Source organism: Hydrogenophaga sp. FG152, from assembly GCF_057809615.1.
The window spans coordinates 15896-35549 of record NZ_JBMDKH010000001.1; the positions used below are offsets into that span (position 1 = coordinate 15896).

Sequence of the window (19654 nt, forward strand, 5' to 3'; positions counted from 1 at the left end):
CTACTTTTGCGCTATGGTGGTGGCACCCTCCTGCCGATAATGGGCATAACCCTTTCCGTTTTCTTCCCCGCTCACGAAGGACACCGGCTGCATGGACGCCAGCAACACCCAGGCCTTTGACGCCTGCCTCCGCGAAGCCCTGGCGCAGACCCGCGAATGGGTGCCGCGCTGGCTGGGCAAGCTGCACAGCACCCTCAAGGACCGGGAGCTCACGGCCGGCCAGCTCAGCGAGAAGCAGGGCATGCTGCAGGCGCGCACCACGCTGGAGTCGCACCGCGACCTGATCGCCACCCGTTTTCTCGCCGCGTTCGCCGAGTCGATGGAGAACGCCCTGCCGCACACCGGCACCGGTTCGCGGCGCTCGCCCACCGTGAGTTTCGACGAGCTCGAACTCATGGGCGACGACCAGGTCCAGGAAACCGTGGAGCTCGCCCGCGTGCAGCAGGTCGTGAAGATGGCGGTGGACGAAGAGCTGGTCACGCTGACCTCGCGCATGAGTGGCGCCCAGGGTCTCACGGTGGTGAACCCCGAGGCCAATCCCCTGCGGGTCGAGGTGGTCGTGGCCGCGCTGATGACGGCGCTCAAGGGCCTGCACGTGGAAGCCGCGGTGCGCACGCGCTGGCTGCAGGTCGGCGCGATGTCGCTCGGTGACGAGCTGCGCCACCTGTACGCCCATTTGAGCAAGCAGCTCGATCGCTCGGGCGTGAAGCCGGCCGGGTACGTGGTGACGCAGGCCGCGGCGCCTCGCCGGTCGGTCGCGGCGGCCAGCCCGCGGGACGAGGCGGTTTCGGTGCAGGAAGTGCTGGTCAACGACAACCTGCTCACGCTCGACCATCTCCACCAGTTGCTGGTCGGCAACCTCGACCTCAACGAGAAGTCCAACAGCAAGACGGCGGTGTCGGACAACGTCATGGGCCGCACGCTGGCCAGCGAGGTCGTCACCCTCATGCTCAAGCGCATCGCGGCCGACGAGCGCCTGCTCGCGCCGGTGCGCAACCTGGTGCAGGACATGAAGCCCGCGTTGCTGCAGCTGGCGCGCAGCGAGCCGCGCTTCTTCGCCGACAAGCAGAACCCCGCGCGCCGCCTGCTCGACGCCATCACCGAGCGCAGCCTGGCCTTCACCAGCGAGATGGATCCGGGCTACAACCCGTTTTCCAACCAGGTGCGCGGCATCGTGCGCACCCTGCTCAAGCCGGGCGAGGACCTTGCCGAACGCTTCCCCAGCCTGCTGGCGGACCTGCACCGTTCGCAAGCGGAGGCCGTGGCGCCCGCGCAGGTGCAGGCGCGTGGCCTGGCGGTGCAGACGCTGGTGCGCGTGGAGCAGCGCAACCTGCTGGCCGAACGCGTGGCGGCCGAGATCCGCGCGCGCAACGACTTCGAAAAAGCACCGGGTGTGGTGCGGCGCTTCCTCACCGGTCCCTGGTCGCAGGTGGTGGCGCAGGCGCGGCTGGAGATGTCCGAGTCTTCACCCGTGTCGCCGGTCGACTCGCCCGCGCGGCGCTACAGCGACATCCTGCCCGACCTGCTGTGGTCCAGCCAGCTGGCGCTGGCCAGCCTGAACCGGCCGCGCCTGGTCAAGGTCATCCCCGGCGTGCTGCGCACGCTGCGCGAAGGCCTGGACTCCATCGACTACCCGCGCGAGCAGACCGAGGCCTTTTTCCAGGCGCTCATGGGTCTGCACGAGGCGGCCTACAAGACCCAGCGCAGCAGCCAGGAGCCGCCGCCCGAGGAAGAACAGCCCAGCATCCAGCCGGAGATGGACGACGAGCCCTGGATGCAGCGCACCGAGGCGCGCGACTCCTGCCTGATGGACGACGTGCTGCTCGACTCGCAACTGACCTCCACCCAGCCGGCGTTTCTCGAAACCCGGCCCATGCAGCGGCAGCGCGACTGGGCCGAAGTCAAGGCCGAGATGGCGGTGCAGCGCACCTCGGACCTGCCCGTGGGCACCTGGGTGGATGTGCTCCAGGACGGTCAGGCCATGCGCTGGCAGATCACCTGGGCCAGCCCGCACGGCACGCTGTTCCTGTTCACCGGCGCGAACGGCCGTTCGCTGTCCATGACCAAGCGCGGGCTCGAACGCCTGCTGGAACAGGATCGCCTGCGCGTGGTGGCCGACCATGGCGTGGTGGACGAGGCCCTCGATGAGGTGGCGCGCCAGGCCTGGCTCAACAGCGCCAAGGCAGACAAGTAGGGTCGCTGCCCTGCGAGGGGGCTGATCCGGCTTGGCGCGGCCGCACGAAAGCGTTAAGCCTTGCGCAGGAGTTTCTTGCGCACCAGGTGGATGTTGTTGCGCAGCGCGTAGAGCTCGTCGGTGTACGACAGCGGCACCACCACCTTTTCCACCTTGGCTTCCATCGCGTTCAGCTGCTCCAGCAGCTCCTGCGCGCTCTCGTTGCTGTTTTCGCTGCGCTGCTCCACGTCGCGCAGCTCGGCGTACCAGCGGAACACGCGCTTGCGGATGCGGAAGGTGTAGAGCGGCGGCACGATGCGCGAGAGCGGCAGCGCCAGCGCGATGATCAGGCCCATGGCCAGCCACATGCGCTCGATCAGGTTGGCCAGCCAGAACGGCAGGTAGCGCTGCAGGAACGGCTGCGTGCCGCCCTTGATGGCGCGCTGCGCCTCGGGTGCGATGGGCACCTCGCTGTGTTCCAGGCTGGGGTATTCGCGCGCCCGGCTGAACCAGCTCGCCCCGCTGTGCAGGCTGATGGCGGTCTGAGCGAACAGCTGCAGGATGGCCGGGTGCGTGTTGGCCTGCGCGAGCAGGCTGGTGGTGGAAGCCACCAGGCGCACGTTGCGCGGCGGGATGTTGTTGGCCAGGTCCACCATGCCCTGGGGCATCACCACGGGGGTGAGGTAGCCGAAGCGGCGCGAGTAGGCCTCGCTCTGCGCGAAGTCCAGCAGGCGCACGCCGGGCGTCTGCAGCAGCATCTGCACCATCAGCGACTCGGGCGCCGAGGCGAACACCACGGCATCAAGCTCGCCGTTGAGAAAGGCCACCGTGGCGGGTGTCTGCTCCAGCTGGCTGAGCGTCATCTCGGAGGCGTTGAGGCGGTTCACGTCCAGCAGCGTGGAAAACAGGCGCGGCACGCCGCTGCCCGGCGTGCCCACGTTCACGCGCCAGCCCTTGAGTTCGGAGAGCTTGCTGACCGTGGGCGACTTGCGCAGGCGCTTGGCGGCGTCCTCCCGGTAGAACAGCCAGAGCGGTTCCACGAACAGGCTGCCCAGGGAGGTGATCGCGTCTTCGTCGTCGTAGCCGATGTCGGCCGTGCCGCCCTGCACGAAACCCAGGTCGGCCTGGCCGGTGCGCAGCAGCTCCAGGTTGGCGGACGAACCCTCGGACGGCAGCAGCTCGACCGTGATGCCGTTGCGCGCGAGCGCCTCGGCGTAGCGTTTGCCGAAGGCTTCGTAGGCGCTTTGCGCGGGCCCGGTGGCCAGCACCACGCGGTCCGGCGGGTTGGGCTTGAGCCACCAGTAGGTGAAACAGAGCAGGGCGACCGTGAGGATGGCGAACGGGCCGGCAGACAGCAGCATCTCGCGCAGGGAGAGCAGGGTGTATCGCAGGGTCTTGGGCATGGCGCGACATTAGCATGCCGCCCCCCTGCGCCTGCTGTGACAGGATGTTCGGCCGGTGTCCGCTTTTCTCCTGGCGGAATCCGCCCAATCTCGCTTTGACGCCCTGGAACGCGCTTCCTACTATGGGCTCCATCGCTGCCTGTGGCGCAGCAGATTCCCACGGAGACACCATGAAGACCCTCGCCTGCGGCGCATTCGCCGCGATCCTCGCCTGCGGTGCCGCGCACGCGCAGCAGGATTTCCCGAATCGCCACGTGACCCTGGTGGTGGGTTACGCCGCCGGTGGCGCGATCGACCAGTCGGCCCGCCTCGTGGGCCAGGCGCTGGCCGCGCAATGGGGGCAGTCGGTGATCGTGGAGAACCGCGCCGGTGCCAATGGCACCATCGCCGCGGCGGCGGTGGCCAATGCCAGGCCCGATGGCTACACCCTGCTGGTCACGGCCACCAGCCACACGCTCAACAAGTTCGTGGTCAAGGGCCTGCGCTACGACGTCGAAAAGTCGTTCGCACCCATCGCGCTCACCGTCGATGTGCCCAACGTGCTGGTGGTGAATGCCGCTTCGCCCTACCAGAACGTGGGCCAGCTGGTCGCCGCCCTGCGCGCGAAGCAGAAGTCCTTCAGCTACGCCTCGCAGGGCGTCGGGGGCATTCCGCACCTGGCCGGCGAGATCTTCAAGTTGCGCACCGGCACCGACATGCTGCACGTGCCCTACAAGGGCGCGGCACCGGGCATGACGGACCTGGTGGGCGGCGTGGTCGACATGTCGTTCCCGTCGCCCGGTTCGATCACGGCCTTCGTCACGGCGGGCAAGCTGCGCCCGCTTGCGGTCACGTCCAGTCAGCGCTTCCCTCACCTCAAGGACGTGCCCACCTTCGCCGAGGCCGGCGTCGCCGACTTCACCATCGGCACCTGGCATGGCGTGCTCGCGCCGGCCGGCACGCCGCCCGCGATCGTGGCGAAGATCAACGCCGACATCAATGCGATCATCCAGACGCCCGAATTCCGCGACGCCCTGGCCAAGCAGGGCAACGTCGCGGCCCAGCCGGTGACGCCGGCGCAGTTCGCCGCCAAGCTCGCCGGCGAACTCAAGGCCTTCGAGGCCGTGGCGGCGAAGATCGACCTGAGCGCGAACTGAAGGCCCTCAGGCCCTCAGGCCCTCAGGCCCGCAGGGCGCCCGCGCGCTGCTGCAGGCGGAACACGCGCACCGCGTCGTTCATCACCTGGGCCTGGGCCTGCAGGGAGCCCGCGGCCGCGGCGAGCTGCTCGACCATGGCCGAGTTCTGCTGGGTCACCGCGTCGAGCTGGCCCACAGCCTGGTTGATCTGGCCCAGGCCCAGGGCCTGTTCCTGCGTGGCGTGGGTGATGTCGGCGATCAGGCCGTTGACCTGTTCGACCGACTGCACCACCTCGGTCATGGTCTTGCCGGTGCTGTGCACCAGCTCGCTGCCGGCGGCCACCTGGCCCGTCGATTCGTCGATCAGCGCCTTGATTTCCCTGGAGGCCGTCATGGTGCGCTGGGCCAGGCTGCGCACCTCGCCGGCCACCACCGCGAAACCCCGGCCCTGTTCACCCGCGCGCGCCGCTTCCACCGCCGCGTTCAAGGCCAGGATGTTGGTCTGGAAGGCGATGCCGTCGATCACACCGATGATTTCGCCGATGCGCTTGGACGAGCGGCTGATGTCGTCCATGGTGTGGATCACGCGCGCCATGGCGTCGTTGCCTTCGCGCGCCACGCTGGCCGAGCGCTGCGACAGCACCGAGGCCTCGCGCGAGGCGTTCGCGCTCTGCTGCACCGTGCTGCTGAGTTCTTCCACCGAGGCGGCGGTCTGCTCCAGGCTGCTGGCCTGCGACTCGGTGCGCGAGGACAGGTCCTGGTTGCCGGCGGCGATCTGGCTGGAGGCCACCTGCACGCCCTCGACCTCGTGGCGCACGTCGGCCACGACGGCCTGCAGATTCACATTGAGCTGGTTCAGGGCCTTCGTGAGTTCGCCGAATTCGCCATTGGCGTGGCCCTGGATGCGCGCGGAGAGATCCCCGGCGGCCATCTGGTTGGCAAACGCCACCGCCCGTTGCAGGGGCGTGAGCATCTGCTGGCGCAGCAGGAGCGCGGCCACTGAAGCCACGGCGAGCAGGGCCACGCCGGCGCCAAGGTGCGCCATGGCGCCGAAGGGGGCCGCGAGTTCGCCCATGGCCAGGCCCGCCGCCGCCATGCCCACGGAGCACAGCGCGATGCGCTTGCCCAGCGTGAGCCGGGTGATGTCCTGCAGCCGGCCGAGCCAGCCGCCCTGCACCACCCGCCCTTGCCGCAGCGAGAGGGTGGGGCGCCCGTCCTGGCCTTCGGCCCGCATGCGGGCATAGAGGGCTTCGGCCTGTTGCACCCTGTCGCGGCTGGGCGCGGTGCGCACCGACATGTAGCCCACGGTCCGGCCGTTTTCCAGCACCGGCGTGGCGTTGGCTTCCACCCAGTAGTGGTCGCCGTTCTTGCGCCGGTTTTTCACCAGCGCCGACCACGGCGAACCGCTGGCCAGGGTGGCCCACATGTCCCGGAAGGCCTCGGTGGGCATGTCGGGGTGGCGCACGATGTTGTGCGGCTGCCCCAGGAGTTCTTCGCGATCGAAACCGCTCACGGCCACGAAGGCCGGGTTGCAGTAGGTGATGCGGCTTTGCAGGTCGGTGGTGGACACCAGCGTGACCCCTTCGGGGATCACATATTCGTTGGGGGTGACGGGCAGGTTGTTGCGCATGGGATGGTCATCGGCCATTGCGGCCGAAACCGAAGGGGAAAAACGCAGCAGCCGGCCCAGACTGGCCGCGGTTTGACGCAGATCAAACCGCGGACCACCCACTTCGCCGGCTCAGGGTGCCGGTTCGAGGCTCATCACGGTGTAGGCGCCGTTGACCTTGTCCGCCGTGAAGCGCACCTTGTCGCCGGCCTTCACCTTGCCCAGCAGGGCCGGGTCGCGCGCCTGGAAGACCATGGTCATGGGCGGCATGTCCAGGTTCCTGATCTCACCGTGCTTGAGCGTGATCTTGCCGGCGGCGGTGTCGACCTTGCGCACCTCGGCCTCGCTGACCGGCAGCGCGCCGGCCACCGCATCGCCCGAGGTCGGTTTGAAGCCGCCGGTGGCCGCTCCCGCGTGGTGCTGGAACACGCGCGAGCTGCCATCGCGCTGCACGAGCAACACGTCGTAGGCGTCGCGGCGATCGCCGTACACCGGGCCGTCCATGCCCGGGCTGCCCACCGGCATGCCGGGCACGGCCAGGCCGATTGCGTCGGGTTTCTCGGCGAGCAGGCGGCGGATCTCGCTGGCCGCCACATGGCCTTCGACCACGTAGCCGCCGACCAGGGCGGTGTGGCACGAGCCGTACTTCGCGGGCAGGCCCAGGCGCTGGCGCACCGCGGTGTTGCCGGTGTCGAAGACCTGGACCTGGAAGCCGTCGGCGCGCATGAGCTCGACCCAGTCTTTGCAGCAGCCGCAGTTGGGGTCTTTCCAGACCTGCAGCGCAGGGGGGGCGGGCGTCTGGGCGAAGGCGCCGCTGGCCGCCAGGGACAGGCCGATCGCGGCGCTGAGCAGGTGTCGTCGTTGCATGGGGTGCTCCTGAAAGGTGGGCGTCAGGCCTTGGGCTTGACGCGGATGGTGCCACGCATGCCAGCTTCGAAATGGCCGGCGATCAGGCAGGCGAATTCGAAATCGCCGGGGCGGTTGAAGGTCCAGACGATGTCGCCGGTTTTTCCAGCGGGCACGTGTGCCATGTAGGGTTCGTCGTGTTCCATGCCGGGGTGTTTCTTCATCATCTCGGCGTGGGCCCGCAGGTCCGCGCCCGTGCCGAGCACGATCTCGTGCATCACCTTGCCCTTGTTGATGGCGCGCAGGCGCAGCGTCTCGCCCTCGCGCACTTCCAGGTGGTTGGGGCTGAGCTTCATGTCGTCGGTCATGCGGATGTCGATCGTGCGCGTGGCGGCGCCGGGTTCGCCCGCGATGCCCCAGGGCTTCTGCTCCTTGACCACCGCGCTGGCGGCTTTGCCGTGCTGGTCGCCGTGCGCGTGCGCGGCGGGCAGGGACAGGGCCCAGGGTAGGGCGAGCAGGCCGAACTGGAACTGGCGGCGGTTGGTGGTGTTCGTCGTGTTCATGGTGTGTCCTTTCAAAAATGGAATCAGTGTTGGTGATGGCCCGCGTCGGCGGCGGGTTTGCGCACGGTGGCGCTGGCGGGTTGGGAAGGCGGGGTGGCGGGGCGCGCGGCCGCAGGTGCCGCACCGGTATCGACCAGCCGGGCCTGGGTGCCCGGCGGCATGGCGTAGGGCCCCGGGTCGCTGTAGTCGCCGGCCTTCTGGTCGGCGCGCACCTTGAACGTGGTGAACATGCCGCCCATCTCGATCGGGCCGTAGGGGCCGGTGCCGGTCATCATGGGGAAGGTGTTGGCGGGCAGCTCCATCTGCATCTCGCCCATGTCGGCCATGCCGCGCTCGCCCATCACCATGTAGTCGGGCGAGGCGCGCTGCAGGGGTTTGACCAGGCCCCGGTGGTCGGCGCCGATCATGGTCGGCACGCTGTGGCCCATGGCCCCCATGGTGTGGTGGCTCTTGTGGCAGTGCATGGCCCAGTCGCCCGGCTCGTCGGCCACGAACTCGATCTGCCGCATCTGGCCCACGGCCACGTCGGTGGTCACCTCGGGCCAGCGCGATCCCTTGGGCGTGGGGCCGCCGTCGGTGCCGCTCACCTCGAACTCGATGCCGTGGATGTGGATCGGGTGGTTGGTCATGGTGAGGTTGCCCACGCGCACCCGCACCCGCTCGCCCAGGCGCGCCACCAGCGGCGAGATGGCGGGGAACACGCGGCTGTTCCAGGCCCAGATGTTCTGCTCCAGCATGGTGTTGACCTGCGGCGTCATGCTGCCGGGCTCGACGTCGAAAGCGTTGAGCAGGAAGCAGTAGTCGCGCTGGACGTCCTCAATCAAGGGATGCTTCTGCCGGGGGTGCGTGACCCAGAAGCCCATCATGCCCATGGCCATCTGCACCATCTCGTCGGCGTGCGGGTGGTACATGAAGGTGCCGGGCCGGCGCGCGGTGAACTCGTAGACGAAGGTCTTGCCCGCCGGGATGGCGGGCTGGTTCAGGCCGCCCACGCCGTCCATGCCATTGGGCAGGCGCTGGCCGTGCCAGTGGATGGTGGTGTGTTCCGGCAGGCGGTTGGTGACGTACAGGCGCACGCGGTCGCCTTCCACCACCTCGATGGTCGGCCCCGGGCTCTGGCCGTTGTAGCCCCACATGTTGACCATGAAGCCGGGTGCCACCTCGCGCACCACGGGTTCGGCCACCAGGTGGAACTCCTTCACGCCGTTGTTCAGGCGCCAGGGCAGGGTCCAGCCATTGAGCGTGACCACCGGGTTGTAGGGGCGGCCAGCGCCGGTCACGCCCGGCGGCGTCCACGGCGCGGCGGTGTCGGCCGAGGTCTGCTGCACGGCTTCGGGCAGGGCGGCGAGCGCCACGCGGCTCACGCTGGTGGCGGCGACCGCCGTGGCGGCCGCGCCGGCAAAAAAATGTCGTCGGTTGAGGGAGGCGGTCATGTCAGTGTCCTGCGGCGGCGGCCGTGCCATTGCCGGATGAAGAGGAGGGGGTGTCGGGGCCGGCGTAGTCGGCGCCCGCGAGCAGGGCCTGCCAGTCGGCCTGCGCGAGCCAGTAGCCACGGCGCGCCTGCAGCGCGGCATCGAGCGCGCCCATGCGCTCGCGGGCGCTGGCCAGCAGCTCCCAGGTGCTTTGCAGCATGCCGTTGTAGCGCAGCTGGGTGTCCTGCTCCAGGGCGGTCTGCAGTTGCGCCACCACGTTCTGCGCGTGCTGGGCGCTCGCATGGCGCACCTGCAGCGCCGTCCAGGCCTGGCGCGCCATCGATCGGCGCTCGGCGGCCTGGCGCAGCAAGGCCGCTTCGGCGCTCACGGCGCGCTCCAGCGTGTGGTCGCGCAGCAGGCTCAGGTTGTCGATGTGAGGTGGCGCCGAGCCCGCGCCGGTGACGGTGTCGAGCGCGGCATCCACCGCGTCGTTCCAGGCCTGTCGGCGCGCGGGTGACGGTGGGGCGATGTCGCGCCCGGCCAGCAGCCTGGTCTGTGCCAGCGTGGGGTGGCCGCGCAGGACGGCGGCTTCCAGCGCGGCCTCGCTCATGCCCTCGCCGGGCGAGGCCTTCGTGGGCAACTCGGGCAGGCTGGTGGGCAAGCGCTCGCCGAGTTGCGCCACGGCCTGCGCGTCCCACAGGCCCAGCAGGCGGGCCAGCCGTTCCTGCGCGGCCAGGGTGGTGCTGCGCGCGTTCACACTGGCCTGCCAGGCGCTGGCCTCGATCAGTTGCTCGCGCATCTGCCGGGCCTGGCTCCAGTTGCCCGCCACCACCATGCGCCGGCCCAGCTCGCTGCCAGTGCGGGTGGCGTCCAGCACCTCGGCGAGCAGGCGCTCGCTCTGGCGCGCGGTCACGGCATCGATCCAGGCGCGCTGGACGTCCCGCACGTGCGCCGCATAGGCCACGGCCACCTGGCGTTGGGCCAGGGGGTTCATGTCGGCGTGGGTGAAGAGCTCGGGCCGGTGCCGCAGCGAAAGCCGCAGCGCCTGCGTGATGTCCAGGGTCGTTTCGCGCCGGGGCTCGGCGCGGGCTTCACCTGCCTGGGTCGACTCCCAGCGCAGCAGGTCGGCGTGGCCGCGCGGAAACTCGGCCACGCGCTGGTTGGCGCGCTGCCAGATCGCGCGCGCCGCCGCGATGTCGGTCGGCAACGCGGGCAGCTCGGTGTTGCCGGTGGGGGGCAGCACCAGGGGCGGTGCGGTGACGGGGCGGGCCGGATCGGCCGCGCCGAGGGCGTCGGAAGACTGCGCATGGGCCGACGCGAGGGCCAGGGCGCAGCCGATGAAGAGGCCGGCCCGCGCGCGGGTGGGCCCAGGTGGCGACGTTCGCCAGAAAAGGGTCATGGAAATCTCCTGAAAACACAAACCAGCGCCCATCGCGCGCCCTCATCGGGCGGCGGCGGACGCACCTCGGGTGTGTGCGCTCAGGAAATGGGTGGCTTGATGCCCTGGTGCGGCTCGGAGCTGACGAAGCGCTCAGCCGGTGGCGCGAGCAGGCCGTGCCGTGGGGACAGGGTGGGCACGGTGGGCACCGAGAGCGCCATCGCCGGGCCGTTGCAGACCTCGCAGCTCTTGTGCGTGTGTTCGCCGCCGCCGTCGGCCTGCATGTCGGCACCGTGCCCGGTCATGCCGGTGGCGCCCTGGTCATGGCCCTGGGCGTGCCCGGCAGGCATGGCGTGGTCGGTGCCCGCCGCGGCCTGGTGATGCATGGAGGCCTGCGCTGGCGCGACCAGCATCGACAGCGCCATGGCGTCGCCCATCCAGCCGCGAATCGGCAGCAGGGCGATCATGAGGGCGAGCAACAGGTGGCGCATGGACTGGAATGATACGGCGTGGGCCGATTTGGTTCCCCGGGTTCAGGGCAATTGCGGCGCGACGCCGAAGCGCGGGGGCGGCGAGGGGAGGATCTCTTCCACCGGCGCGGGGGCCTTGGCCGCGCGCACCGCCACCTGGGGCGGCAGCGCCATGCCGCGCGCCTGCATCACCGCGCGCAGGCGGTCGGGGTAGTCGGTGATGATGCCGTCCACCCCCCAGTCGATCAGGCGTGCCATGTCGTGGGTCTCGTTCACCGTCCAGGGGATCACGCGCAGCTCCAGCGAGCGGGCGCGCTGCAGCAGGTGCTGGTCGATGTCGTTGAAATTGGGCGACCAGAGCTTGCCGCCGGCGGCGGCCACCATGCCGGGTGCATCCTCGAACTCGGCCAGCCGCAAGCCCGCCGTCCACTCGCTGCTCTTGAGCGTGTTGCGCGACGACAGGTAGGACAGCGGCATGCCGGGCGCGAGCTGGCTGGCCACCTTCTGGATGCGCCAGTCGAAGCTCTGCAGACTCACGCGCTGGGTCATGCCATGGGCCTTGACGACCGCCAGCACCGCGCGCACGAAGGTGTCGGGGTGGGGGGATTCGTCCGGGCGGCTGGGGTTGATCTTGAGTTCGATGTTGAAGCGCACCTGGTGGGCGCCCAGCTGACGCACGCGCTCGAACAGCGCGGCCAGGGTCGGGATGCGTTGGCCGTCCTGCGCCTGCTGCTCGGCGAAATCGCGCGCGTAGCGGCTGGCCGGGTTGATGCGGCCCACGTCCCAGGCACCGATCTCGGCCAGTGTGAGGCGGTGGAAGGGTTGGCCGCGCGCCTGCAGCCAGCGGCCGTCGGCGTCGCGCGTGAGGTCGGGGTTGGGGGCGATGTCGTGCGAGATGACTGGCACGCCCTCGGCGCTGAGCACCACGTCGAGTTCGAGCGTGCTCACGCCCACGGCGAGTGCGCGCTCGAAGGCCGCCAGGGTGTTTTCGGGGGCGAGGCCGCGCGCGCCGCGATGGCCTTGAACGTCGAACGCGAGCGCGGCGCTCGCGCACCACAGCGATAGGCCCAAGGCGGTGGTGCAGCTCCAGCGGATCCAGGTCAGGCGTTGCACGCCCTGTGGGGTGGGGTCGGTCATGGGGGCAGTCTGACAGCCTCCCGTGACCGATGCAAGACAGCTCAATGGCCGAGGATTTTGGACAGGCAATCGCGGCTGCGTTCGTTCTGCGGGTGGTTGAAGAATTCGGTCGGCGTGTTCTGCTCGACGATCTGGCCCTGGTTCATGGAGATCACGCGGTCTGCCACAGCCTTGGCGAAGCCCGTCTCGTGCGTCACAACATCCATAACGGAGACATGTGATGAGCAGCACCACTCCACCGCTATGACGGGCAGACTACCTGCTGCGTCGGCACGCACGATTCTGGGTCGGGTGGTGCAGGAGGCGGTGGTGGCGGGCAAAGCCTCAGCCTTTCCTCATACTCCGATCGTTCCTCCAGATAACGCTCATAGCGGCGAAACTCTTCGGTCGCATGGGCGCGCTGGGCGGCCAGCCACGATTCATAGGCCTCCTGGTTTTGCAGCACTCCGGGTTTGATCGTGTAGGACTCATTCCACACGCGCTCATCCTGCATGCCCGTGAACCCGCGCAGGATGGCGCCCGACATGAAGCCGATAGATGCATCGGTTGAGCTGACACCCTCCACCGCCAGACGCAGGCCCAGATAAGTCATCGTATTCAAACGCACGACCGTACCCTTCGGGGCGTCCTTGTACGCAGCCAGTTCCTCAGGCAACGCCGGACCATAAGACCCGTATCCGAGAGGTACTCGCTCGAAGACACATTCAAAAGACGGCTGGGCACTCGCCCATCCTTCCACGTGCTGTTCGCCCCACAAACACTGTCGAGAGCCTCCCATTCCCTTCCCTTGGAAGCGCTTTCGGCTCCACCCGCTCTTTGACTCCTCGGGTGGCTCGCGCGACCAATATCCACCACCTGTGCTGACGAACACCGTCGCAGCACTGCTTTGGTCAACGATTTTTTCCAACACATGCGATGCGTCATCCGGCGTGCGCACCACCACAGGCGCCGCGCCACCCTGCCATGGACGGGCCACGAAATCCGGAAACGGCGGCATGGGTTGGCGCGGCGGCGATTCCAACCCCCGCAGTGCGGCCAACACATGTTCGCGAATGCGGCCAGCCGTGGGCACCGCGGGATTGAGGTAAATCTCAATCAGCCCATGCCCGATCAGATCGCGCAGGCCATTGAGGCCTGCGGGTCGACTGAAATACGGAGGAATGTCCGTGGTGTTGGGAACCACGGCGCCCACGATCCTCAAGCCATTGATGACCAAGTCCTTGTCGGCCAGCGTGTGTGGGCCGGACAACATCGGCGATGCTGGCGCCACATGCACCACCCTGACCGACTTCGCATCGGTCCTGCTGAGGGCATGCGCATAGGCCATGTTGACAAACAGATTGCCTTGCGAGTGCGCGAAGAAGAGCATCTTCTTCTCAAGGCGCGCCCAATGATCGATCTGTGCCCGGTGGCGACCGGCCACTTCGGCCATGTTCGGGTTCCCGAGGTTGGCGGTCAGCTCGGTCATCAGTGCCGCCCGAGACAGATCAAACAAGGAATCCAGAAAACCGACCAGACTGGGGATGGCCGACGTGATCGCTCGCCACCAAGCCCCCTCACCGCGCGTGGCAGAGAAGAACAGTTCGAAGCGGCCGGCCAGCAGGCCCCCATGTTCGTGAAGACGCTGGTCGAATGTCTCCACGAAATCGGCGAAGCCTTGGGTGTCGTTGTAGAACAGGTCGTACGTGATAGGTTCGCCGTTGGGGGTGGTAGATCCATAGAGAACAGAAATATGTTGACGCACCGCACGTTGCGCATCGCCTTCTTGCGTCTGAACTCCGTTGAAAAACCCGAACACCACTCCATTGCGCTCACATTGTTCTTGACCAAATGCATTCGACGCAGATATGACGCTGAGCACTAGTACCCATCGTCGCCACCACCCCAGAAGAGATCGGTCAGTCACAGCTATCCACCTTCGGCATCGAGGAAACAGAACCACTGCGAGCTGCGTTGTATGCGAGGAAGGCTTGGAGCCGCTCCTTGGTGTTGGTCGTCATTGCCTTGATTTCTTGAGCCATCTCCCAACTTTGTGTTGAGCCCTCTGGCCCGGAAAAAGCCAGTGATTCACACCCCACGGCCCTCCACGACGCTTGCGACACGCGCTCAAGCGCCACCGCATCGTTCTTGTCCACCAACAGCATTTGCTGTAACGCTCGCGCCGTCTGCATCGCAGCCTTTCTTTGTGCCGGGTCCGTGTACTTGCGATGAATGTGGGTCTCGATGTCATCCCGCACGCCGTTGCCATTCGCCGCTCGCTTCCAGTTGCTCGATCACTTGTTGAGGCGTGCACGCTGCGTCGCCACCCTCCGCACGCTTGTCCCCCCCGCAACCAATTAGCGCGAGCGTCCCAATCAACGCGCTTACCCCCAGCCCCTTGGCCAACTTGCGACTTGGTTTCATTTCGATGTTCCTTCCTTGAATATTGCAGTTGCTGAGTGGTCGACACACGCCGAGTTCGACCACCGCCGAAGTGAATGTAGTCCAATAGAACTACGCATACTCCAGGGAGCATTGCCGCGGCGGAGTGCCCTGCTGGATGCATGAAAGACATGAAATTGGATCGATCTGTGCCCGGTGGCGACCTGCCACTTCGGCCATGTTCGGGTTTCCGAGGTTGGCGGTCAGCTCGGTCATCAGTGCCGCCCGAGACAGATCAAACAAGGAATCCAGAAAACCGACCAGGCTCGGAATCGCCGATGTGATCGCTCGCCACCAAGCCCCCTCACCGCGCGTGGCAGAGAAGAACAGTTCGAAGCGGCCGGCCAGCAGGCCCCCATGTTCGTGAAGACGCTGGTCGAACGTCTCCACGAAATCGGCGAAACCTTCGGAGTCGTTGTAGAACAGTTCGTACGTGATGGGTTCGCTGCTGGGGGTCACCTCTCCGAAGACTTTGCGTATTTCGCGACGCGCATCATTCGCCTGCAGGTACGTCGTTTGTACGCCATTGAAGAAGCCCAAGGCAACGCCGTTCCTGTCGCACGGCTCTTGACTCATGGCGGAATGGTGCATCAACAACCCGCAGATCGTTGCGCGCAATAGGCGGTTGCTAAGCAGCATCTCAATCACAGCCGCGACTTTCATAGGACGAAGTTACGGAGCCACTGACAGCCTTGTTGAACGCAAGGTACGCATTCAGTCTCTCTTTGGTATTGGTGGTGATGGACTCCAACTCGTTGGACATCCGATAGCGGTGCTTCTCGTTGTCGGCTCCTGCAAAGATGTCAAAAGAACAGTCAACCGCTTTGGCTATTGCCTGTGCTGCCGCATCAATAGCCACAGAATCGCTCTTGTCAACCAGCAGCGCTCGTTGAAGAGCCCGCGCCATCTGCATCGCAGCCTTTCTTTGTGCCGGGTCCGTGTACTTGCGATGAATGTGGGTCTCGATGTCATCCCGCACGCCGTTGCCATTCGCGTCCATGCCTTCAACGCTGGGCAGGCGCTCGAGCCTGGGCAACTTGCCGCTCGCTTCCAGTTGTTCGATCACTTGTTGAGGCGTGCGCGCTGCATCACCATCCTCCGCGCGCTTGTCTCCCCCGCAACCCACCAGTGCGACCGCCACAATCACCGCGCTCACCCCCAGCCCCTCGGCAAACTTGCCACCTTGGTCCATGTCAATGCCCTCCTGAATGTTGCAACTGCCAGTGGTCGACGCACGCCGCGTTTCGACTTCAGGTGAAGTGAATGTAGTCCAATAGAACTACACATACTCCAGGGGGAATTGCCGCAGCGGCATGCCCTGCTGGATGCATGAGCGACATGAACTGGGATCGCAGGGGTCGTCATTGCCCTGATTTCTTGAGCCATCTCCCAACCTTGCTTTGAGCCGCCATCGCGGTCTCTCGCGCGACAAACGCGGGTTTCGGCGGGCGAAGGCGGCCCGTATGCTTGTCCCACAACACCCATAACGGAGACATGTGATGAGCAGCACCACCGAAGGCGGGCGCGCCGCGTCGACGCCCGATCCGCACGCGCACCACCGCTTCTGGCCCACGCGCCTGCCGCACCGCATCACCACGCCCGCCACCTCGCTCTGGTGCAACCTGGACGTGAGCGCGCAGCGCTACCCGGACAAGCCCGCGCTGGTGTTCTTCGATCACGTGCTCAGCTACCACGAGCTGCACGCGCAGGTGGAGCGGCTGGCGGCGCACCTGCGACAGCAGGGCGTGCAGGACGGCGACCGCGTGATCCTGTTCATGCAGAACTGCCCGCAGTGGGTGGTGGCGCACTTCGCCATCCTGCGCGCCAACGCGGTGGTGGTGCCGGTCAACCCCATGAACCGGGCCGAGGAGCTCAAGCATTACCTGATCGACCCCGACGCGCGCGTGGCCATCGCCGCGGCCGACCTGGCCGGTGAACTGCTCAAGGCCAACAGCGAGGTGCGCCAGGGCGACCGCCTGCGCCACCTCGTGGTCTCGCACTACAGCGACGCCATCGGCCCGGCCGCCGAGATCCCGCCCGCCTGGGCGGACTGGCTGGGCACGCGGCACCCCACGCCCTCGTTGCCCGGCGGCACGGTGAGCGACTGGGCCGAGGCGCTGGCCTGCGGCGGCAGCGCACCCGCGCACAACCGGGGCCCGGACGACCTCGCCGTGCTGCCCTACACCAGCGGCACCACCGGCCTGCCCAAGGGCTGCATGCACCCGCACCGCACCCTCATGCACAACGCGGTGGGCGTGGGCCTCTGGACAAACAGCACCTCGGAGAACGTGGGCCTGCTGGTGGTGCCCATGTTCCACATCACCGGCATGGTGGCCGGCATGCACGCGGGCGTGTACACCGGTTCGACCATGGTGGTGATGCCGCGCTGGGACCGCGAGCTCGCCGGGCGGCTCATCTCGCGCTGGCACTGCACCCACTGGACCAACATACCGACCATGGTGATCGACCTGCTGGCCAGCCCGAACTTCGACCAGTACGACCTCTCCAGCCTGGTGCTGGTGGGCGGCGGCGGCGCGGCCATGCCGCAGGCCGTGGCGCAGCGCCTGCTCGACCAGTTCGGCCTGCGCTACTCAGAAGGTTATGGCCTGACCGAGACCGCCGCGCCCTCGCACAACAACCCGCCTGACCATCCCAAGCAGCAATGCCTGGGCATTCCCTTCCTGGGCACCGACGCGCGCGTGGTCGACCCGATCACGCTGCAGGAAATGCCGCAGGGTGAGGCGGGCGAGATCATCATCCACGGCCCCGAGGTGTTCGACGGTTACTGGAAACGCCCCGAGGCCACCGAGGCCGCCTTCATCACCTTCGAAGGCAAGCGCTTCTTCCGCTCGGGCGACCTCGGCCGGGTGGACGAAGACGGTTACTACTTCATCACCGACCGGCTCAAACGCATGATCAACGCCAGCGGCTTCAAGGTCTGGCCGGCCGAGGTCGAGGCGCTGATGTTCAAACACCCGGCGATTGCCGAGGCCTGTGTGATCGCGACCCAGGACGCCTACCGGGGCGAGAGCGTCAAGGCGGTGGTGGTGCTGCGCGAAGCCGCGCGCGGACAGACCTGCGAGCAGGCCATTCTGGACTGGTGCCGCGAGAACATGGCGGCCTACAAGTGCCCGCGCACGGTGGAGTTCGTCACCGCGCTGCCCAAGAGCGGCAGCGGCAAGGTGATGTGGCGCCTGCTGCAGGAGCAGGAGGCCGCGAAGGCGCCGCCCAGCACCGCCTGAGGTTCAGCCCGACAGCTCCGGGTGTTTCGAGAACAGCTCGGCGACCCATTCCACGAAGGCCCGCACCTTGGCGCTGAGGTGGCGGTTCGGCGGGTACACCACATAGAGCGGAATGGTGTGGGTCGACCAGTCGGCCAGCACCTGCACCAGCTCGCCGCGCTCGATCAGCGGCACGGCGGTGAAGGCCCCCATCTGCGCCACGCCCAGGCCCGCGAGCACCGCCGCGATCATGGCGTTGCTCTCGTTGACGGACAGCCGGGTCGGGCCCGTGATCTCCACCGTCTGGCCGTCCTTCTCGAACTCGTTGATGAAGGGGCGGCCGTTGCGCGGGGAGAAGTAGTTCAGCATCGTGTGCTCGCTGCCCAGCTGGTCCGGGTGCGTGGGCGTGCCGTGCGCCTGCAGGTAGGCCGGCGAGGCCACGGTCATCAGCGCCATGTTGGCCACGCGCCGGGCCACGAGCGACTGGTCCAGCAGCTCGCCGCCGCGGATCACGCAGTCCACGTTGTCGGCGATGAGGTCCACCGCGCGGTCGGAGACACCCAGGTCGAGCTGGATGTCGGGGTAGCGGCGGTAGAAGTCGGCGAGGGCGGGAATGATGATGTGCTGCGCCACCGAGGTCCCCACGTCCACGCGCAGGCGCCCGCTGGGGCTGGCCTGGGCGTTGGTCATGCTGGCCTCGATGTCGTCCAGGTCGTTGAGCACGCGGGCCGTGCGCTCGTAGTACGCCGCGCCATCGGGCGTGACGGTCACGCGCCGGGTGGTGCGGTTGAGCAGCTTGACCTTCAGCCGCGACTCCAGGTGCTGCACCATCTTCGTCACCGTGCCCTTGGGCAGGTCCAGCGACTCGGCCGCCTTGGTGAAGGTGCCGGCCTCCACCACCCGCGCAAATACCCTGATCGATTGGATCTGATCCATGCCCTCTGTCCTTGATGTGCTTTCTGGCGGGATTGTTCATGCAATGGAAACAGACAACTGGCGGCAGGTGGCTTTATCCGCAGAAAGGGTGTGTCTATAGTTCAGGCCATGGTTTCAACTGCCTCATCCTCTGCCGCCGTGCCGCCCGCACGCACCTTGTCGGTGCCTGGCAAGCCCCCGCTGGCGCTGCGTGTCTGGGGCGCGAAGCCGCGCGGTGGCGTGGTGCCGCTGGTGCTGCACTTCCATGGTGGCGCCTTCATCTCGGGCGACCTGGACAGCGGCGCCTGCCTGGCCGAGCTGCTGGCCAGCTCGGGCGCGGTGGTGGCGTCATTGGCCTATCCGCTGGCGCCGGCGCACCGGTTTCCCGATGCGGTGGAGGCCGGCTACACCACGCTGGAATGGCTGTTCAAGCAGCGCACGCGCCTGGCGGGCGCTGGCGCGCCGCTGTTCGTCGCGGGTGAGGAGGCCGGCGGCAACATCGCGGCGGCCGTGGCCATGATGGTGCGCGACCGCGCGCACCCACCGCTGGCCGGCCAGATCCTCGTTGCGCCCATGCTGGACCCGTGCGGCGCCACGCCCTCGCTGCGGCAGACCATGGGCGAGTCCACCGGCTGCAAGTGGATGGATGGCTGGCAGCAGTACCTGCGCGGCCCGATGGACGCGGAACACCCCTATGCCGTGCCCTGCCGCGCGCAACGGCTGGCCGGCCTGCCGCCCGCGCTGATTCTTACCGGTGGCGACGACCCGATGCGCGACGAGGCCCTGGCCTACGCCGATCGCCTGCGCGAGGCGGGCATCGCGGTGCACAGCGGCCTGCTGCCCCCCACCACCGGCTGGCCCGAGTCGCTGAGCGAACAGCCCGCCGGGGAATGTCCGTGTGCCATCGAGGTGCGCGGTCACGTCCGGGCCTTCCTCCAGGCCGCGACGCCCCCGCCGTCCTGACGGACCCGCGCCCCCCTTTCCCACCCAC

Annotated in this window: 17 protein-coding genes and 1 pseudogene; 4 read left to right on the plus strand and 14 right to left on the minus strand. The window is 67.7% G+C overall.

Annotated elements, in window-relative coordinates:
• Positions 1-91 precede the first annotated feature (91 nt).
• A complete protein-coding gene (locus tag ACODTB_RS00060) occupies positions 92-2194 on the plus strand; it encodes a DUF1631 family protein (RefSeq protein ID WP_291121666.1) in 2103 nt (700 codons plus the stop codon).
• A gap of 53 nt (positions 2195-2247) precedes the next feature.
• Here ACODTB_RS00060 and ACODTB_RS00065 read toward each other — a convergent pair whose 3' ends face one another.
• On the minus strand, positions 2248-3576 hold the full coding sequence (locus ACODTB_RS00065) for a TAXI family TRAP transporter solute-binding subunit (RefSeq protein WP_291121665.1): 1329 nt from the start codon (positions 3574-3576) through the stop codon (positions 2248-2250).
• Positions 3577-3746: 170 nt separating this feature from the next.
• Here ACODTB_RS00065 and ACODTB_RS00070 point away from each other — a divergent pair, with 170 nt between their 5' ends.
• Positions 3747-4712, plus strand: coding sequence for a Bug family tripartite tricarboxylate transporter substrate binding protein (locus ACODTB_RS00070; protein WP_291121664.1), 966 nt, complete (start codon positions 3747-3749; stop codon positions 4710-4712).
• Positions 4713-4734: 22 nt separating this feature from the next.
• Here the strand turns inward: ACODTB_RS00070 and ACODTB_RS00075 are convergent, their stop codons facing one another.
• The 12 genes and pseudogenes from ACODTB_RS00075 to ACODTB_RS00130 all read right to left on the minus strand — a co-directional run bounded on the left by ACODTB_RS00075 (position 4735) and on the right by ACODTB_RS00130 (position 15719).
• Complete coding sequence (locus ACODTB_RS00075) at positions 4735-6339, minus strand: methyl-accepting chemotaxis protein (protein WP_488929026.1); 1605 nt, start codon at positions 6337-6339, stop codon at positions 4735-4737.
• 93 nt (positions 6340-6432) lie between these two features.
• Complete coding sequence (locus ACODTB_RS00080) at positions 6433-7167, minus strand: copper-binding protein (protein WP_488929027.1); 735 nt, start codon at positions 7165-7167, stop codon at positions 6433-6435.
• A 23-nt stretch (positions 7168-7190) separates the two neighbouring features.
• Positions 7191-7709, minus strand: a complete 519-nt coding sequence (locus ACODTB_RS00085; protein WP_291121662.1) for a cupredoxin domain-containing protein — start codon at positions 7707-7709, stop codon at positions 7191-7193.
• Between the two features lie 23 nt (positions 7710-7732).
• Positions 7733-9142 carry a multicopper oxidase family protein gene (locus ACODTB_RS00090; protein ID WP_291121661.1) on the minus strand — a complete coding sequence of 470 codons (1410 nt, stop codon included), beginning with the start codon at positions 9140-9142 and terminating at the stop codon, positions 7733-7735.
• A gap of 1 nt (position 9143) precedes the next feature.
• Positions 9144-10520: a TolC family protein gene (locus ACODTB_RS00095; RefSeq protein WP_291121660.1), complete on the minus strand. Its 1377-nt coding sequence runs from the start codon at positions 10518-10520 to the stop codon at positions 9144-9146.
• Positions 10521-10600: 80 nt separating this feature from the next.
• Positions 10601-10990 (minus strand): hypothetical protein, encoded by a 390-nt coding sequence (locus tag ACODTB_RS00100; RefSeq protein WP_291121659.1) that lies wholly within the window; start codon positions 10988-10990, stop codon positions 10601-10603.
• Positions 10991-11032: 42 nt separating this feature from the next.
• Positions 11033-12106, minus strand: coding sequence for a glycerophosphodiester phosphodiesterase (locus ACODTB_RS00105; protein WP_291121658.1), 1074 nt, complete (start codon positions 12104-12106; stop codon positions 11033-11035).
• Between the two features lie 41 nt (positions 12107-12147).
• A pseudogene (glnQ, locus tag ACODTB_RS00110) lies at positions 12148-12303 on the minus strand (glutamine ABC transporter ATP-binding protein GlnQ); the annotation flags it as partial.
• A gap of 44 nt (positions 12304-12347) precedes the next feature.
• A complete protein-coding gene (locus tag ACODTB_RS00115) occupies positions 12348-13967 on the minus strand; it encodes a hypothetical protein (protein ID WP_291121657.1) in 1620 nt (539 codons plus the stop codon).
• 37 nt (positions 13968-14004) lie between these two features.
• Entirely contained in the window at positions 14005-14343 is a 339-nt protein-coding gene (locus ACODTB_RS00120) for a hypothetical protein (protein WP_488929028.1), read from the minus strand.
• Positions 14344-14599: 256 nt separating this feature from the next.
• Positions 14600-15190: a hypothetical protein gene (locus ACODTB_RS00125; protein WP_291121654.1), complete on the minus strand. Its 591-nt coding sequence runs from the start codon at positions 15188-15190 to the stop codon at positions 14600-14602.
• Positions 15168-15719 carry a hypothetical protein gene (locus ACODTB_RS00130; protein ID WP_488929029.1) on the minus strand — a complete coding sequence of 184 codons (552 nt, stop codon included), beginning with the start codon at positions 15717-15719 and terminating at the stop codon, positions 15168-15170. Before ACODTB_RS00130 ends, ACODTB_RS00125 begins: the two co-directional genes overlap by 23 nt.
• A gap of 307 nt (positions 15720-16026) precedes the next feature.
• Here ACODTB_RS00130 and ACODTB_RS00135 point away from each other — a divergent pair, with 307 nt between their 5' ends.
• Positions 16027-17769 carry a long-chain fatty acid--CoA ligase gene (locus ACODTB_RS00135; protein ID WP_291113387.1) on the plus strand — a complete coding sequence of 581 codons (1743 nt, stop codon included), beginning with the start codon at positions 16027-16029 and terminating at the stop codon, positions 17767-17769.
• Positions 17770-17772: 3 nt separating this feature from the next.
• Here ACODTB_RS00135 and ACODTB_RS00140 read toward each other — a convergent pair whose 3' ends face one another.
• Entirely contained in the window at positions 17773-18684 is a 912-nt protein-coding gene (locus ACODTB_RS00140) for a LysR family transcriptional regulator (protein WP_291113389.1), read from the minus strand.
• A gap of 108 nt (positions 18685-18792) precedes the next feature.
• Here ACODTB_RS00140 and ACODTB_RS00145 point away from each other — a divergent pair, with 108 nt between their 5' ends.
• Positions 18793-19626: an alpha/beta hydrolase gene (locus tag ACODTB_RS00145; protein WP_291113391.1), complete on the plus strand. Its 834-nt coding sequence runs from the start codon at positions 18793-18795 to the stop codon at positions 19624-19626.
• Positions 19627-19654: the final 28 nt, after the last annotated feature.

What these genes read in the sequence shown, in the direction of transcription:
- ACODTB_RS00060 (WP_291121666.1), top strand. Translation starts at nt 92, where the DNA reads ATGGACGCCAGCAACACCCAGGCCTTTGACGCCTGCCTCCGCGAAGCC.
- ACODTB_RS00065 (WP_291121665.1), bottom strand. Translation starts at nt 3,576, where the DNA reads ATGCCCAAGACCCTGCGATACACCCTGCTCTCCCTGCGCGAGATGCTG.
- ACODTB_RS00070 (WP_291121664.1), top strand. Translation starts at nt 3,747, where the DNA reads ATGAAGACCCTCGCCTGCGGCGCATTCGCCGCGATCCTCGCCTGCGGT.
- ACODTB_RS00075 (WP_488929026.1), bottom strand. Translation starts at nt 6,339, where the DNA reads ATGGCCGATGACCATCCCATGCGCAACAACCTGCCCGTCACCCCCAAC.
- ACODTB_RS00080 (WP_488929027.1), bottom strand. Translation starts at nt 7,167, where the DNA reads ATGCAACGACGACACCTGCTCAGCGCCGCGATCGGCCTGTCCCTGGCG.
- ACODTB_RS00085 (WP_291121662.1), bottom strand. Translation starts at nt 7,709, where the DNA reads ATGAACACGACGAACACCACCAACCGCCGCCAGTTCCAGTTCGGCCTG.
- ACODTB_RS00090 (WP_291121661.1), bottom strand. Translation starts at nt 9,142, where the DNA reads ATGACCGCCTCCCTCAACCGACGACATTTTTTTGCCGGCGCGGCCGCC.
- ACODTB_RS00095 (WP_291121660.1), bottom strand. Translation starts at nt 10,520, where the DNA reads ATGACCCTTTTCTGGCGAACGTCGCCACCTGGGCCCACCCGCGCGCGG.
- ACODTB_RS00100 (WP_291121659.1), bottom strand. Translation starts at nt 10,990, where the DNA reads ATGCGCCACCTGTTGCTCGCCCTCATGATCGCCCTGCTGCCGATTCGC.
- ACODTB_RS00105 (WP_291121658.1), bottom strand. Translation starts at nt 12,106, where the DNA reads ATGACCGACCCCACCCCACAGGGCGTGCAACGCCTGACCTGGATCCGC.
- ACODTB_RS00125 (WP_291121654.1), bottom strand. Translation starts at nt 15,190, where the DNA reads ATGAAAGTCGCGGCTGTGATTGAGATGCTGCTTAGCAACCGCCTATTG.
- ACODTB_RS00130 (WP_488929029.1), bottom strand. Translation starts at nt 15,719, where the DNA reads ATGGACCAAGGTGGCAAGTTTGCCGAGGGGCTGGGGGTGAGCGCGGTG.
- ACODTB_RS00135 (WP_291113387.1), top strand. Translation starts at nt 16,027, where the DNA reads ATGAGCAGCACCACCGAAGGCGGGCGCGCCGCGTCGACGCCCGATCCG.
- ACODTB_RS00140 (WP_291113389.1), bottom strand. Translation starts at nt 18,684, where the DNA reads ATGGATCAGATCCAATCGATCAGGGTATTTGCGCGGGTGGTGGAGGCC.
- ACODTB_RS00145 (WP_291113391.1), top strand. Translation starts at nt 18,793, where the DNA reads ATGGTTTCAACTGCCTCATCCTCTGCCGCCGTGCCGCCCGCACGCACC.